The sequence below is a fragment of the Pseudomonas sp. D1-1 genome (genome assembly GCF_051132225.1).
Taxonomy (GTDB): Bacteria; Pseudomonadota; Gammaproteobacteria; order Pseudomonadales; family Pseudomonadaceae; genus Aquipseudomonas.
In genome coordinates this window covers 3,009,714-3,024,451 of the sequence record NZ_CP071676.1, presented here as the reverse complement: position 1 = coordinate 3,024,451, position 14,738 = coordinate 3,009,714, and the positions used below count along the sequence as shown (strand labels likewise).

Below are 14,738 nucleotides of genomic sequence, written 5' to 3'. Positions count from 1 at the left end.
ATCGCCTACACCATGGCGGCGGTTGTAATCGCCTCGTAACAAATTACGACTAACACTTCGCCATCTCCTACGACGCGAGCCCACAACCATGTCCTCGACAGACGACACCTTGATACAGCGCATCCACCGTGAACTGCTCGATCACAGCGATGAAGAACTGGAGTTGGAGCTGGCCGAAGACGGACACGACCTGGATGCCCTGTTCGATGGACAGGCTCCAGAAGGATCAGAAAAAGAAGCCCGGAGAATCTATTTCAGCGAACTGTTCCGCCTGCAAGGCGAACTGGTGAAGTTGCAAAGCTGGGTGGTCAAGACGGGCCACAAGGTCGTGATCCTCTTCGAAGGGCGCGACGCTGCCGGCAAAGGCGGAGTCATCAAACGTATCACCCAGCGCCTCAACCCTCGGGTCTGCCGGGTGGCCGCCCTGCCCGCCCCGAACGACCGCGAACGCACCCAATGGTATTTCCAGCGCTACGTTTCACATTTGCCGGCCGCCGGTGAAATCGTCCTGTTCGATCGCAGCTGGTACAACCGCGCCGGCGTCGAACAGGTCATGGGCTTTTGCAACGACGATCAATACGAAGAGTTCTTCCGGACCGTGCCCGAGTTCGAGCGCATGCTGGCCCGCTCAGGCATCCAGCTGATCAAGTACTGGTTCTCCATTTCCGACCAGGAGCAGCACCTGCGCTTTCTCAGCCGTATCCACGACCCGCTCAAGCAATGGAAACTGAGCCCCATGGACCTGGAGTCCCGGCGGCGCTGGGAGGCGTACACAAAGGCCAAGGAGATCATGCTTGAACGCACCCATATCGCCGAGGCGCCATGGTGGGTCGTGCAAGCCGACGACAAGAAAAAAGCGCGACTCAACTGTATTCACCACCTGCTCGGCCAGATGCCCTATGAAGAAGTCGAGCTCCCGGCGATCGAGCTACCGGAACGCGTCAGGCAGGAAGACTACTTCCGCAGTCCGACGCCGCCGGAAATCGTCGTTCCTCAGGTTTATTGAGATAACCGGATGGGGCGCCCTGTGCCGGGCGCCCCCTTCTATCGCCTGACATGTTCCTGTCAGCCTCCCGTCACCCTGACGTCAGATCGTCCCGCCTAAAGTAACTCCAGGATTGTTCCTGCGGCGCCAGCGCCAACCTGTGGGAGCGAGCCTGCTCGCGAAGACGTCAGCACATCCCATATCGATGCAAGCTGGACCGGCGCTTTCGCGAGCGGGCTCGCTCCCACGGGGTCCTGGCTTGAGCAAGGATTTGAATCCTCCGTTGTTTTTTTGCTGGAGCACTTGTCATCAGCCGGAAGGAGAAACGTAATGAACCACCCCGACGGGCACGACAGCGCACTTGACCACTTCATCTGGCCGTTGACGCCAGGTGGCATTCTGGACCGCAGAGACCTGTTGCTTCGCCTGGGCGCTGAACAGCGACTCATGGCCGCCCAGGACCCTACGTGCAGGCGCGATCAACGTGACTACCTGCTTTCACTGATCGATTCGGCCTCGACACTGAACCATGGCGCTGAGCAAGGTTCAGGCTTCGATGCCCAGCGAATGCGTAACGTCATCACCGAAGCCGCCACAAAAAGCCATTGGGGCAAGGGCAAGCCTTCGGAAGGTCGCCGAACGCAGGGCATCGCCGCCCACTACGATGCGCAGAGCTACATGGCCGCGGTACTCGATGTCGAGCTGAGCGACGAGGGTCGCCTGATTGTGCATGACACCGTGTTTGTCGCGGACCTGGGCGCTGTAGAAAACCCCGGCCGCCTGCGCGCTCAGCTGGAAGGCGCGTGCCTGATGGGCGTGGCGTTCGTGGCATCTTCCGAATTTGGCGCGACGGCGACTGACCTGTGCCCGGCCATCGCCCAGCGGCCCCGCTGGCCACTCGTCTCATGGTTGCCAGGGCACATCGCGGTACACCTGATCAACCCAACGGCTGCGCTCCAAGGTTTCCAGCCCAGCCTGATGAGCTACGTACCGGTCGTCCGGGCCTTGTGTAATGCGATGATCAAATTGGCAAACGCTCCAGCGAATATTCGGCCGGCGTCCTTCGCAAGCTAGCTCGAATCCGTCTGCGTTTTCTTGCAACGGGTACCGCTCATCTTTTCCGTACAGGCCAGGATTCAACTCGGTTTTTTCCTGATCGCTTGGCTGCGTAAAGCGCCGAGTCGGCCGCCTTTAAAAGAGCGCCTTGATCAATTCCGCTGGTCTCTGTGGAAGACACGCCAAAAGAAGCGGTCACCGTGAGCGTCTGGCCGTGATCGGTCAGCGTCATTTCTTCCAACGCCGCTCGTATGGCCTCAGCGCGTAAAGCGGCGCCTTCGGATGAACACTCCGGCAGGATGACAATCAGCTCTTCTCCGCCAAATCGACAAGCAATGTCTGACGCTCTCAGCGATTGCACCATCAAGGTCGAGGCCGCACGAAGCACCGCGTCGCCTGCCGAGTGGCCATAAGAGTCGTTCAATTGCTTGAAGTTATCGAGGTCGATCATCACGACACTCAGGCACGACCCGTTGCGCTCGGAGCGCGCCAGCTCGCGGTTGAGCGTCTCGTCCATAAAGCGGCGGTTGTACAGCCCGGTCAGCGGATCCTTTATGGACTGGGTTTCCAGTACCTGGCGCATGCGACCATTCGCCAATGCCAGCGCCGTTTGTTCAGCCACGGCTTCAGCGATCTGCAGGCCCTCCTCGGACAGGTCGCGCAAGCCGACTTGACGGATATGCAACAGGCCGAGGATTTCACCGTAAGCCATCAACGGAAGACAACAGTCAGCCACCGGGTCAGTGCCGGACGCTGCTGGGTAATGAGGGCAGCAAAGATCGTGGTTGTGCACCGACAAATGCCAGCGTCCACGCCGGATCGCCCAGCAATCCTTGGGGTTGAGTATTGCATCGGAGCCTTTTTCCTCAGCCTGCCCCCACGCAGCGGCGTGTTGCAGGACATCAGCCGAGTTGCGATAGAGGAAGAACTCCCCTTCGCTGGCAGGTATCAATCGCTGGCAGTAAGTGCTGGCCAGCTGGAGCGTTTCCTTCAGCGACAGTTCCGTCTGCATCAACCTCGCCATTTCCGCGAGAAGGCCAATCTCGCCATTGCGACGTTTCAAACGCGCCAGGCTCAGGCCAAATTGATCGCTGGCCAGGTTGGCCGCCGCGGCAGACTCCGATTGACGGCGGACACTGCTGCGCATGGACAGGTAGATAAAACGCCCCAAACCCAAAGTGACCATAAAACTGAGGATGGAAATCGCCACCGCCCAGCGAATGTTGCTCAACAGCTGGCGTTCGAGCGCCACGAGCTCTTCGGTTTCGTCAGCAATAAGCTCCGCACTGAGGGTGCGCACCGTGTCCATCAGGTCCTTGCCGCCGCCAGCGGCGATCTCGGCCTCGGCCGCATCATTGCCACTATGGCTGACCAGCTTCACGACCCTGTCCAGGTGGACCATTTTCAGTTCGGCACGTCGGATGAACGCTTCGACACGCGCAATCTCTTCGGCCGGATCGCCTTGATAGGCACTTCGCAGGCTTTTGAGGGCAGCAGACAGTCGAGACACGGCGACATAGTACGGCTGTAGAAAGTCGTCCTTTTCCGTCAAGGCGTAGCCACGCTCACCGGTCTCGGCATCGACCAGCAACCCCTGAACGTTGCGGATACACTCGATCTGCGACTCGACCACGTTTCGCTCCAGACGCGTCTCGTTGGTCCAGAACAACGTGATGGGCCCCACCGCCGCGGTGACGGCCATGACGGCAGTGGCGGTGGCTGCGGCGAAAAGAAGGCTGGCTTTACGATCAGGCATTGACGATTGCGCTCTGGATATCAACTGATGCCGGCTGAAGAGGAAACTTGCCCCCGGGCAACACAGACAAACGGTTTATCGCATTGAACAACCAGGCAGGCAAGCTGTATCACACGTGAGCGCTGCTGACGTGGTTTGATCAAGCGTGCATTTTCCAAAGGAAGAACGCTGGTTGGTTATCAGGCCTCTCTATTCGGCGAGGGCACATGACCGAACGAATGCCCAGCTTCATCTTTCATCAGTGACGGTGTAAGGGGGCAGGATCTCATTGTGGTCCGATGGTTCTGTACGGGCGTCGTCGTACTCTGACGGTCTGACCGGGGAGGTATAGGCAGGTGGAGCGCCCATCTCATTCTCACGCAAAGATAACGGAACGATTCCGCCCTGTTCTCTCTCGGAAAAATTCTGGCGATGACGTCTTTCTGGTGCTGCATCGGCTGATCGCTGAAGTTCTATGGGAAGCGAGCTGAGAAGCGAGATACGAAGCTGTGTCTCTTCATTGACATGACCGCGCCTGGCGGAATGTGCAAGCAGTTCAAGAGCCGCTAAGGTCTGGTTTCGCTCATGTCGAACTGGATCGACGCGACCTCTATTCGGAGTACTTGCCGGAGTTGGGACCCGACCTTGAGGTTCTCCTACGTGAAAAGGATTGATCTGGCCTTCGACAAAGGGACTGAGCGGCCGTGGGGCCGAAGTTGGGACCCGACCTTGAGGTTCTCCTACGTAAAAAGGATTGATGCGGCCTTCGACAAAGGGACTGAGCGGCCGTGGGGCCGAAGTTGGGACCCGACCCTGAGGTTCTCCTACGTAAAAAGGATTGATGCGGCCTTCGACAAAGGGACTGAGCGGCCGTGGGGCCGAAGTTGGGACCCGACCTTGAGGTTCTCCTGCGTAAAAAGGATTGATGCGGCCTTCGACAAAGGGACTGAGCGGCCGTGGGGCCGAAGTTGGGACCCGACCTTGAGGTTCTCCTGCGTAAAAAGGATTGATGCGGCCTTCGACAAAGGGACTGAGCGGCCGTGGGGCCGAAGTTGGGACCCGACCTTGAGGTTCTCCTGCGTAAAAAGGATTGATGCGGCCTTCGACAAAGGGACTGAGCGGCCGTGGGGCCGAAGTTGGGACCCGACCTTGAGGTTCTCCTACGTGAAAAGGATTGATCTGGCCTTCGACAAAGGGACTGAGCGGCCGTGGGGCCGAAGTTGGGACCCGACCTTGAGGTTCTCCTACGTGAAAAGGATTGATCTGGCCTTCGACAAAGGGACTGAGCGGCCGAGGGGCTCGATCGCTGGATTCTCCTGCATGATGGGTGTCGATATGTAAACCGGTGGCAAATAACCCCCGCCTGGAATTCGAGCTGACATTTGCTTTCCTCTCTTAACGAGTCTATTAAAAATCGAATTGAGGTTGAGATGGATTGGCTTTAGCCAAAAAAAAGCTCTTGGCGCGGATGCCAAGAGCTTGATTTACAAGACCCGATGACAGGTCTTACCAGGCTGGCGCGCGCATAGCGGCCATTGCGGTTTGAGTTGCCAAACCAGCGGCCATGATAGCCAGCACCAGGTGGATTTTTGCCGATCCGATAGCTTTCAGAGTTGTCTTTTTCATGTGTCGTTCACCTTGTTGATAATTGGATTTATCGCGATGAGGTCGCATTAATGGGTGGGAAATATGAATGAAAAGGTTCCTTTTTTCGTTCGAATCTCCAAGTGGTATCCAATAGGATGCGAGCCTGCTCGCAAAGGCGGTGTGTCAGGTGAGTGAAATATTCGATGCGCTGCCTCTTCGCGAGCAGGCTCGCTCCCACAGTGAGTGGCTTGCGAGACTGGTCAATCAGACGGGACTCTCGGTCGTGTCCCCTCCGGTCCTGAGTCTGCGATGCTCCAGCACACGGTCCGTCATATCTCTTGCGGTGGCGGCGACGCTTCGCGCCAGCACGGGTGCCTGCTCGCGCACCATATGTACCGCCGCCTTGCCAGCCTCAAGAGTTGCATCAGTAGCCTGCTGCGCTTTCGCCGGAACGTCCTCCTGCAACACTTTGACGGCCGCGTCGCTGAGGGGCTCGGTCGCAACACTGGCCACCCCATAAGAACCAAAGGTAAGCGCTGACATGGCAAGGTTGACCGTATGATCCACCACAGCGACCTCTCCTGGCCCCAAGCCATTCTGGGATGCCAGATTCCTGGCCGCATCGCGAGCCAGCGAGGTCACAGCAAAACCGCCGCCCAATACACCTGCGTTAGACACCATGCTGGAAAAGGATAACGCGCCGCTTAAAGACCTCGTCGCATCGGTCAGGAGGTTCAGAGGCATTGCGGCGAGGCGTTTGGCCCCGTTTGCGATCGGGCTCAAGGTCGTACTCTCCTTCAATGCCTGATATTGATCTTTCCAGTCGGTTCGACCCAAAAGATAGGCCGGCCCGGCGCGATGAGCGTTCAAGTCGTTTTTATTCATCAGGTGGGCATAACCTGCGCCGGCCGCCAAAGCTCCTGCTGAGGCGATAGCCGTATCAACCGCGGCGGCAGCCTTCGGTCCGACGGTTGCATTCATGGCGCCGGCCACCCCGAGGCGCACAGCATTGCGGACACTGAACGTCTGCCAGGACAGCGCAGACTCTTTAGCGTTACCCCCCCTGGTTTCCTCTTTCCTGAAAGTCAGGGCTTGTTGCATCACCGGTTCCAATTTTTCCGCTGGCGGTTTCAGCCAATAAGTGTCATGCGTCGCTCTCGCCAGCAGACCACCGCCCACCGCGTCCATCGCACCGGAAAACGAGCCCGCCACGAAGCCGGTCAAGGCTGGACTATGCGCAACATGAGCTGTCACCGCGGGCACTTTGTCCAAAATAACCGAGGCCGCAGCAAAGGGTGCGGAAGCCACCGCCCCTTGCACCGGAGCCGTTACACGATCCATGCGCGCCGCTTTTTCTAGCAGCGCCTCAAGCGTCTCCGGCGTCTCGCCCATTTCCTTCAACTCAACGGCGCGATCATGAATCAAGGCGTCCATTTGCGCATGGTTCTCAGCCGTCCTGTGGGGTTCGAACAGAGCGTCCAGTTTGCTTTTCAACGCGGCCAATTCTTGAGAGTTGTCGCCATTAACAGACAGCACCTCCCCCGTTCGCTCCAGATTCGTTGATTGCGCATCATCAATGGGATGGTTCTGTAATCTGCGCAATGGGACGCTATTGATACCCATAAGTGCTACTCCTTTCCTGCGGGTTTGTCAGCTGTGCAAACAAGACGTGTCAGTCAGCCGGGCAGCTGACCTTTGCCGCTCGCGATGATCTCGGCGAACTTCAGTACGTTGGCCGGGTAACCGGGATCGCCTACCCCTCCGGTATCAGCCAGGTCGTTTCGATTGACCTTGTCAGGACCAGAGTTATAGGCGCGCAGCCCGGCGCCGAGGTCGCCGCCAAACGCCTGGGTCTGGTCGCGCAGATAGAGGGCTCCCGCCATGATGTTGTCGCGGGGGTTGTTGACGTCGGCATTGCCCAGCAGCGCCGGATTTTCCCTCTTCAATTGAGCGAAAGTGTCAGCGTTGACTTGCATCAAGCCGGCGTCGGTCTTGCCGTTGACGTTGGTGCTGCTGGAGTTCAGGTTGCCTCTGGACTCCGCCCAGATCTGTGCTGCAATCACGTTGCCGGGGACGCCTGTAGCATTGGACGCGTCGACGATATCCTGGCGATACGGCTCCAATTGAGCGGGCAAGTGCAACCCATCCTGCCCGCGCAATGCCGGACTGCCTGCCACACCACCGGCCTGCGCATTGTTGATCGGCCCGCCAGGCGCACCACCACCGCCACCACTCGGTTGCGCCATCAACGTATTGTGGGGTTGAGGTCCCGGCTGGGATGCCCCGCCGCCATCAGATCCTTCCTGTCTATTCATCGAGGAATGAAGCCATTGCATGATGGCCTGCATGATGACTTCCATCAGTTGCATCATCAGGTCGGCTTGCTCGGCCTCACTCTTCTTTTGTGCAGGTATGGGCTGATCCGCCACCTGCGAAGGCTGACCGAAGTTGATCGGCCGCTCAGGGCGAGTCGCAAACATATCGCCAGTGACCGCAGGATTCGAGCCGGGGTGCCGGGCAAACCGCTCACTGCTGTTTTCGGGTACAAGCAGCGCTTCAGGGGTGGAGTTACGAGTGGGAGAGATAGACAGGCTCAAAATCAATGCTCCTGGTTTGCTGATACGCTGGCGAATGGTTCGAAGCCGCAATGCCCAGGCAATGCGCCTTGATGCACGGACGACGAAACAGAGCCGGTATCGAATAATCGCCTCATCAGCCGAACAAACTGACGATTGGCTGACGGAGATTTTTCCACGAGCGCACTGGTCATTTCCTGCAACGCTTGCTCAATGCCGGTAGGCCTGAATACCAGCAATGTTCGGCTGCAAGCCTGGTCTGCGGGCACATTTGGGGCGCGTGCCGATGATGTCTCGAATGGCCAGTTAGGAACCCGAGCGATAAGCTGCCCGGCTTTCGAATCATTATCAGAAACCTGCATGTAGGCGATGCAAATTCGCATACCGGGCGCTCCTTGAAGATGGGATCTCAATAGTGCGTGGAGCCGTCGGCGAAAGAGGTTCCCTGTTTATATCGCCGGGGTGCAAATTCGCAGGGCTCAGTATTCGCTGGAGACTCGCCGTTTGAGTTGCTCGCGAGCGCGCGAAAGGCGCGAACGCACCGTGCCAATCGGTATGTCCAGCCGAGCGGCGGTTTCCAGATAATTACCCTCCATTTCCATCGCGACCCGGATCACCTCCTCCATATTCGGCGGCAAGGTTTCCATTGCGCGAAAGACTCGCGCCAGCTGACGGAAGCCACTGACCTCGGACACAATGTCGCGGCTGTCGGCCATCTCCAATACGCCGCATTCCTGCAGGTCGTCATGAAACGGCTGGTTGTAGAGACGTCTGAAATGGCTGCGAATGAGGTTGAGTGCAATGCCGCAGAGCCAGGTCAGCAACAGCGAATCGTGCCGAAACTTGTGCTCGTTACGCAGCGCTTCGAGAAAGGTCGCCTGGAGCAGATCCTCCGCATCATCAGGGTTCGCGACCTTGGCCCTGATAAACAACCGCACCTTTTGCACCATCCTGCGATCGAGCTGACGAAGGAGAGAAACCGGAGCCGGATACGTGATCGAGTTGATTACACACATGGACAATAACCATTTGGCGGTAAGTCCGACTGTAAGAGCGATATGCGTGCCAACCGTTTGCGCGCTCTAACCCACTGTCCTTCATGAATATTTTTTTATGTTTTTTACCTGTTCGTGCAATCTTTTGCATAAACCGAGCGATCTCGCCGCGCGTTTAGGCACGCCCGCGCGAAAGACCTGACGTCAGGAACCCGATGCCGGGTTTGCGCCACTCACTGCGCATGACTCTTTGCATCGATACCGTCTCATGAAAATCCCCGGCTTTACCCCAGTCGCGATTCATCCGGTCAATCCGGCGAGCGCTCGACCGGCGCTATCCGCTCCACAGACGGCATCGCACATCGCCAAAGACCAGGGCACCACGCCGCAGCAGGTCGCGCGATTCACCTCGGCGCTGATCCAGCAAAGCAAAGAGCTCAGCCAGCGTGAACTGGTCATCGGCAGTACCGCCTTGCAGTCGAAGGCGATGAAGCTCGGCGAGCTTTACCAGATGCTGATGGGCAGTCATGACAAAAGGCTGGATGAAGCAGTGCGTACGCTGCGTCAGACCTTGAAACGGCAACGCCCCGATGAGTCGCAGCTTGCTCGGGTGCTCGCCTTCGCGAGCGGGGACCCGGCCAAAGCACACGTCATGCTGCAGGCCGCAATGAAACAAGCGCATCACGAAGGTGCCAGCGATGAGCACCAGGCGCTGTCGGGGCACGCCAGCGCGCTCCGACAGCGACATGGCAACAGAGCCCGCGCGGGCGTCAATACTGCGCGGGCCTTTTCCAGATCCGGGCTGGATGCCCAACGACGCAAGAACCTGCGGGAACTGTATTACAACGCCGTCGTGGGTCAGCCCACCATATCCAGCCTCATCGACACACTATTGAGTCAAGAGGATGGCGAAGCGCAATTCGAGCCAACCTTGCGCGATCTGCGCCGAGCCATCGCCGACGACCTGGCCGCGGCCAATCCCTCTGGCCCTCGCCAGCAATTACGCATTTTGATGCATGGCGTGAATACCGCCCGGCATGTGTCGACTTTGCTTAAAAGCTGCGAACACCTTCTGGGACGCATGCGCGACAAGAACCCGCAACTGCAAGTGAGCGCGCCAACCTTCCTCAAACACTTGCTGGTGCTCTCGGGCAAGGGCATGAACCTGCAGGAAACCTTGCAGCTCACGCAGTTTATCGGTGGTGCCCAACTCAAGCACCAGCTGTCATTTCTCAACGGCCTGCGCCCAATGCTCCAGCAGTTGCCTGTCTTGCTGTGGCAGGACCTCAAGTCCCGGCAGAACGCGCTGGGGAACCTGTTATTGCTGATGGCCGAGCTCACTCAGCAAGAGCAAAACCAGCTCAAGGGGAACCCGGCCTGATGAACCTGATTATCGATCTGTTGAACCGGCTGGCCCTCGCGGCGATGCGCCGCTCGGAAGTCGTCGGTGCGTTTATCGTGCTGGCCATCGTCTTCATGATGATCACCCCGATACCCACCTGGCTGGTGGACATCCTGATCGCTGTGAATATCTGCATCTCCTGCCTGTTGATCATGTTGGCCATGCAACTGCCCCGGCCACTCGCCTTCTCGACGTTCCCTTCGGTACTGCTGATCACGACCATGTTTCGCCTGGCGCTGTCGATTGCTACCACGCGCCTGATTCTGCTGGATCAGGACGCCGGTCACATCGTCGAGGCGTTCGGGCAGTTCGTGGTGGGCGGTAACCTGGCGGTCGGCATGGTGATTTTCATGATCCTGACGGTGGTGAACTTCATGGTCATCACCAAGGGCTCGGAACGGGTGGCTGAAGTAGGCGCACGTTTCACGCTTGACGCCATGCCGGGTAAACAGATGTCGATCGACAGCGACCTGAGAGCCAACCTCATCAGCGTGCACGAGGCCAAACGCAGGCGTTCGGAGCTGGGCAAGGAAAGCCAGCTGTTTGGCGCGATGGACGGCGCAATGAAGTTCGTCAACGGCGATGCCATTGCCAGCCTGATCATCGTCGCGATCAACATGATCGGCGGCATCACCATCGGCGTGGTGCAACATGGCATGACCGCTGGCGATGCAGTGCAGCTGTATACGGTTCTGACGATCGGCGACGGCCTCATTGCGCAAATCCCGGCGCTGCTGATTTCCGTGACGGCCGGCATGATCATCACCCGCGTGCCGAACGAAGATGCCGCCGGGCCGGCCAATATCGGTCGTGAAATTGCCGAACAGATCACCAGCCAGCCCAAGGCCTGGATCATCGCCTCGGCGGCAATGCTCGGCTTCGCCGCCATGCCTGGGATGCCGACCATGGTGTTCATCACGATCGCCATCATTTGTTGCGGCGGCGGCTTGTTGCAGATCAATCGCGCCAAACCCAAGGGTACGCAAGATCAAGCCGCCCCGACGACCCCGGAAAACAACGGACAGGAAGACCTGCGAATGTTCCTGCCCAGCCGCCAGTTTGTCCTGCAATTTCATCCCAGCCAGAGCGTTGAGCGGATCGAGGCACTGGTCAGCGAGATTCGTCAGCGCCGCAACCGTCTGGTGGTGAATTTTGGGCTCACACTGCCGTCGTTCATCATTGAATACCAGGCGCATCTGGAGCCGGATGAATTTCGCTTTACGGTGTACGAGGTTCCTGTACTCAAGGCCACATTCAACGAGGCATTGGTAGCTATCGATGGCTCTTCACAGGTCATTGACGACGATCAGCAATACAGCAAAGGCAGTTCGGAACGGCAGGAAGGCCAATGGATCTGGGTACCCGCCGATGCGGAGCTGCTGAGCAACAGCAATGCGCAACCCATCAGCCCCAGTACCCTGATCATCGAACGCATGGAGCGCGCGCTGCAGGTTTGCGGCCCGCAGTTCATCGGGTTGCAGGAAACCAAAGCGATCCTCGGTTGGCTGGAAACAGAGCAACCGGAATTGGCGCAGGAGCTGCAGCGCGTCATGCCGCTGGCGCGTTTTTCTCAAGTGCTGCAGCGGCTGGCTTCCGAATGCGTGCCCCTGCGCGGCATCCGGGTGATTGCCGAAACCTTGATCGAACATGGGCAACATGAGCGCGATGTCCTGGCACTCACCGATTATGTCCGCATCTCGCTCAAGTCACTTATCTACAACCAGTATTGCAGCCAGGAAGGACTGCTCGTCTGGCTCTTCACCCCCGAGAGCGAAGGCATCCTGCGTGACAGCCTGCGTCAAACGCAAACCGAGACGTTTTTTGCCCTGAACAGCGAATCCAGCCTGATGCTGGTCCAGCAATTGCGCATGGCTTTCCCACAGCGATCGTCTGAACGCGCAGTGATGCTGGTCGCCCAGGATCTGCGCGCCCCGCTACGGACGTTATTGCAGGACGAGTTCCATCACGTGCCGGTGCTCTCCTTTGCCGAGATCACTAATGCTTCCGAGGTAAAGGTCCTCGGCCGTTTCGATCTGGAAAACGAATTCCTGCCCTTGGAAGACGACTATGCGGCTTGATGCTGAGTGCCTTCGCGATGTTTGAACTACGAGTATTGAACGGTCTGCACCAGGGCGCCGCATTGCCGTTGGTGGGTGACCAATGGGTGATTGGTGCCAATGACGAGCATGATCTGGCGTTATACGACCCGGGCATCGCCGCGCTCCATTGTCGGTTGAGCAGAACCGAGGAAGGCTGGAACCTGGCCGCCGAACAGATGCCCATCAACGATGACGAAGGTCGTGGGTCAAACGCTATCACGTTGACGCCGAATCAACCGTTCGCCCTCGCAAACGTCTGGCTGTGCGTGGCGCCCGCCGAAGAGCCTTGGCCTGACGTACCCGCGCTGGCGACGCCTGCGAATGCCAATGGCCAGGCGCCTCAGTCGTTATCGCCTTCCGCGCGCAAATCGATGCCCGGCGTGATCTCCTTGAAGCTGATATCAGCAGTAATCGCTGGTGTGGTCGTAGGTCTGGTCGGTGGCGCCTGGGGCCTTAGCCAATCCGAGGTGCCATCGGGCGCTGTCAAAGTTGCCCCGGCCCAGACGCCGAAAAATCCGACGCAGTCCTCTCCGGCGGCCGTTCCCGCCCGATCCGCCGACAGCACAAGCCTGAAGAATCGCGAGCAGATCCGCCGGCTCCTGACCACACAATTGGCGGAGCGGCTGCTCACGGAGGTTACCGTCGAAGAGCTTGACGAAGGCCTGGTGCTCAAAGGCAACCTCAAGGAGGAGGCGCTGGAGGTCTATCAGCGCATGCTCCAGAGTTTCAAAGAGCGCTACCCCACGACGGTTCCCCTGATCGATCACGTCGGCATTGTCGGGACCAACTTGCCGTTCACCCTTGTGCAAATCATCGCTGGCAACAACGCTCACCTGGTGACCGCCGACGGCCTGCAGATTTATGTTGGCGATGTGGTGCAGGGGCTGCGCCTGGTGCGGATAGAGGAGCACAAGATCATCTTCGATGGCGACCAGCATATCGAGGTGAGCTGGTGACCGATGCGCTTGAACAATGGGCCCGACAACAGCGTGCGCGACTGGCCAGTTGCTCGGCGGTGCGAATCAGCGGCAAGGTTTCGGCCGTGAGCGGGATCCTGCTGGAGTGCCAGGTACCTGCGGCCAAGATTGGCGATCTATGCGAGGTCAGCAAGGCGGACGGCAGCTCGATGCTGGCGGAAATCGTCGGCTTTACCGACCAGTGCACGCTGCTCAGCGCCCTTGGCACACCCGCCGGCATTCAAGTCGGAGCACGCATCCAACCACTTGGAATGGCGCATCGCATAGGCGTCGATGATCAGCTGCTCGGCAGCGTGCTCGACGGTTTTGGCCGACCATTGCTGGGCGATGGCGTCGGCGCTTTTGCCGATATCCATGACTGTCGCAGCACCACCGCGGTGATTGCCGATGCTCTGCCGCCGATGCAGAAACCACGCATCAGCAACCCGCTGCCCACCGGTATCCGCGCCATCGACAGCGCGATTCTGCTGGGCGAAGGGCAGCGCGTCGGCTTGTTCGCCGGCGCCGGCTGCGGCAAGACCACGCTGCTGGCAGAGATGGCCAGGAACATGGATTGCGAAGTCATCGTTTTCGGCCTCATCGGCGAACGGGGACGCGAACTGCGCGAGTTCCTCGATCATGAACTGGATGATGAACTACGCCAACGCTCGGTACTGATCTGCGCCACCTCGGATCGCTCCAGCATGGAGCGTGCGCGTGCCGCGTTCACCGCGACCGCCATCGCCGAAGCCTACCGTCAGCGCGGCATGAAAGTGCTGTTGCTGATTGACTCGCTCACCCGTTTTGCCCGCGCTCAACGGGAGATCGGCATCGCCGCCGGGGAACCGATCGGACGTGGCGGCCTGCCTCCCTCGGTGTACACCCTGTTGCCGCAGCTCGTCGAGCGCGCCGGCATGAGCGAGAACGGCTCGATCACCGCCATCTACACCGTGCTGATCGAGGCTGACTCGATGAACGACCCCATCGCCGACGAAGTCAGGTCGCTACTGGACGGGCACATCGTGCTGTCACGCAAGTTGGCCGAGCGCGGACACTATCCGGCCATTGACGTACCCGCGAGCATCAGTCGGATCCTCGGCAACGTCACCAGTCGCGAGCATGTCCGGGCCAATAACCGTTTGCGCCAACTAATGGCAGCGTACAAGCAGGTGGAAATGCTCTTGCGCCTGGGCGAATACCAGGCCGGCGCCGACCCGGTCACGGATCTGGCGGTGCAACTGAACGACAGCATCAACCGCTTCCTGCGCCAGGACCTTCGCGGGCCAGTAGCGCTTGATGAGACGCTAGCCCAGCTCAATCACATTACCTCGCAACTGGCGGACTGAC

The 14,738-nt window shown here is 59.0% G+C and carries 12 protein-coding genes; 7 read left to right on the top strand and 5 right to left on the bottom strand.

Features of this window, described 5'->3' with window-relative positions; translation table 11 throughout:
* The first annotated feature begins 88 nt into the window (after positions 1–88).
* Both ppk2 and J3P86_RS13615 read left to right on the top strand, forming a co-directional pair.
* Complete coding sequence (gene ppk2 / locus J3P86_RS13620) at positions 89–1,006, top strand: polyphosphate kinase 2 (protein WP_434698172.1); 918 nt, start codon at positions 89–91, stop codon at positions 1,004–1,006.
* 309 nt (positions 1,007–1,315) lie between these two features.
* Positions 1,316–2,059 (top strand): hypothetical protein, encoded by a 744-nt coding sequence (locus tag J3P86_RS13615; protein ID WP_434698171.1) that lies wholly within the window; start codon positions 1,316–1,318, stop codon positions 2,057–2,059.
* 37 nt (positions 2,060–2,096) lie between these two features.
* Here J3P86_RS13615 and J3P86_RS13610 read toward each other — a convergent pair whose 3' ends face one another.
* Entirely contained in the window at positions 2,097–3,797 is a 1,701-nt protein-coding gene (locus tag J3P86_RS13610; RefSeq protein ID WP_434698170.1) for a diguanylate cyclase, read from the bottom strand.
* Between the two features lie 564 nt (positions 3,798–4,361).
* Between J3P86_RS13610 and J3P86_RS13605 the strand changes: the two genes are divergently transcribed.
* Positions 4,362–5,117 carry a hypothetical protein gene (locus tag J3P86_RS13605; RefSeq protein WP_434698169.1) on the top strand — a complete coding sequence of 252 codons (756 nt, stop codon included), beginning with the start codon at positions 4,362–4,364 and terminating at the stop codon, positions 5,115–5,117.
* A 510-nt stretch (positions 5,118–5,627) separates the two neighbouring features.
* On the opposite strand, the gene J3P86_RS13600 is transcribed toward J3P86_RS13605, so the two are convergent.
* From J3P86_RS13600 to J3P86_RS13585, 4 genes are all read right to left on the bottom strand, one after another.
* Complete coding sequence (locus tag J3P86_RS13600; protein WP_434698168.1) at positions 5,628–6,986, bottom strand: hypothetical protein; 1,359 nt, start codon at positions 6,984–6,986, stop codon at positions 5,628–5,630.
* A 53-nt stretch (positions 6,987–7,039) separates the two neighbouring features.
* A complete protein-coding gene (locus tag J3P86_RS13595; protein WP_434700644.1) occupies positions 7,040–7,843 on the bottom strand; it encodes a lytic transglycosylase domain-containing protein in 804 nt (267 codons plus the stop codon).
* Positions 7,844–7,962: 119 nt separating this feature from the next.
* Complete coding sequence (locus J3P86_RS13590; protein ID WP_434698167.1) at positions 7,963–8,322, bottom strand: hypothetical protein; 360 nt, start codon at positions 8,320–8,322, stop codon at positions 7,963–7,965.
* A gap of 96 nt (positions 8,323–8,418) precedes the next feature.
* Positions 8,419–8,955, bottom strand: a complete 537-nt coding sequence (locus J3P86_RS13585) for an RNA polymerase sigma factor (protein ID WP_434698166.1) — start codon at positions 8,953–8,955, stop codon at positions 8,419–8,421.
* A gap of 247 nt (positions 8,956–9,202) precedes the next feature.
* Here J3P86_RS13585 and sctW point away from each other — a divergent pair, with 247 nt between their 5' ends.
* The 4 genes from sctW to J3P86_RS13565 are packed head-to-tail and all read left to right on the top strand — an operon-like array spanning position 9,203 to position 14,737.
* Positions 9,203–10,315, top strand: coding sequence for a type III secretion system gatekeeper subunit SctW (sctW, locus tag J3P86_RS13580; protein ID WP_434698165.1), 1,113 nt, complete (start codon positions 9,203–9,205; stop codon positions 10,313–10,315).
* Complete coding sequence (gene sctV, locus J3P86_RS13575) at positions 10,315–12,414, top strand: type III secretion system export apparatus subunit SctV (protein WP_434698164.1); 2,100 nt, start codon at positions 10,315–10,317, stop codon at positions 12,412–12,414. The genes sctW and sctV overlap by 1 nt, the downstream gene beginning before the upstream one ends.
* 17 nt (positions 12,415–12,431) lie before the next feature.
* Positions 12,432–13,391 (top strand): FHA domain-containing protein, encoded by a 960-nt coding sequence (locus J3P86_RS13570; RefSeq protein WP_434698163.1) that lies wholly within the window; start codon positions 12,432–12,434, stop codon positions 13,389–13,391.
* Positions 13,388–14,737 (top strand): FliI/YscN family ATPase, encoded by a 1,350-nt coding sequence (locus J3P86_RS13565; protein WP_434698162.1) that lies wholly within the window; start codon positions 13,388–13,390, stop codon positions 14,735–14,737. The genes J3P86_RS13570 and J3P86_RS13565 overlap by 4 nt, the downstream gene beginning before the upstream one ends.
* Position 14,738 lies beyond the last annotated feature (1 nt).

Bases quoted from the DNA above. Each gene is read 5' to 3' on its own strand.
- sctV (WP_434698164.1), top strand. From the start codon at position 10,315: ATGAACCTGATTATCGATCTGTTGAACCGGCTGGCCCTCGCGGCGATG.
- J3P86_RS13605 (WP_434698169.1), top strand. From the start codon at position 4,362: ATGTCGAACTGGATCGACGCGACCTCTATTCGGAGTACTTGCCGGAGT.
- J3P86_RS13600 (WP_434698168.1), bottom strand. From the start codon at position 6,986: ATGGGTATCAATAGCGTCCCATTGCGCAGATTACAGAACCATCCCATT.
- J3P86_RS13590 (WP_434698167.1), bottom strand. From the start codon at position 8,322: ATGCGAATTTGCATCGCCTACATGCAGGTTTCTGATAATGATTCGAAA.
- J3P86_RS13615 (WP_434698171.1), top strand. From the start codon at position 1,316: ATGAACCACCCCGACGGGCACGACAGCGCACTTGACCACTTCATCTGG.
- J3P86_RS13610 (WP_434698170.1), bottom strand. From the start codon at position 3,797: ATGCCTGATCGTAAAGCCAGCCTTCTTTTCGCCGCAGCCACCGCCACT.
- sctW (WP_434698165.1), top strand. From the start codon at position 9,203: ATGAAAATCCCCGGCTTTACCCCAGTCGCGATTCATCCGGTCAATCCG.
- ppk2 (WP_434698172.1), top strand. From the start codon at position 89: ATGTCCTCGACAGACGACACCTTGATACAGCGCATCCACCGTGAACTG.
- J3P86_RS13595 (WP_434700644.1), bottom strand. From the start codon at position 7,843: ATGTTTGCGACTCGCCCTGAGCGGCCGATCAACTTCGGTCAGCCTTCG.
- J3P86_RS13570 (WP_434698163.1), top strand. From the start codon at position 12,432: ATGTTTGAACTACGAGTATTGAACGGTCTGCACCAGGGCGCCGCATTG.
- J3P86_RS13585 (WP_434698166.1), bottom strand. From the start codon at position 8,955: ATGTGTGTAATCAACTCGATCACGTATCCGGCTCCGGTTTCTCTCCTT.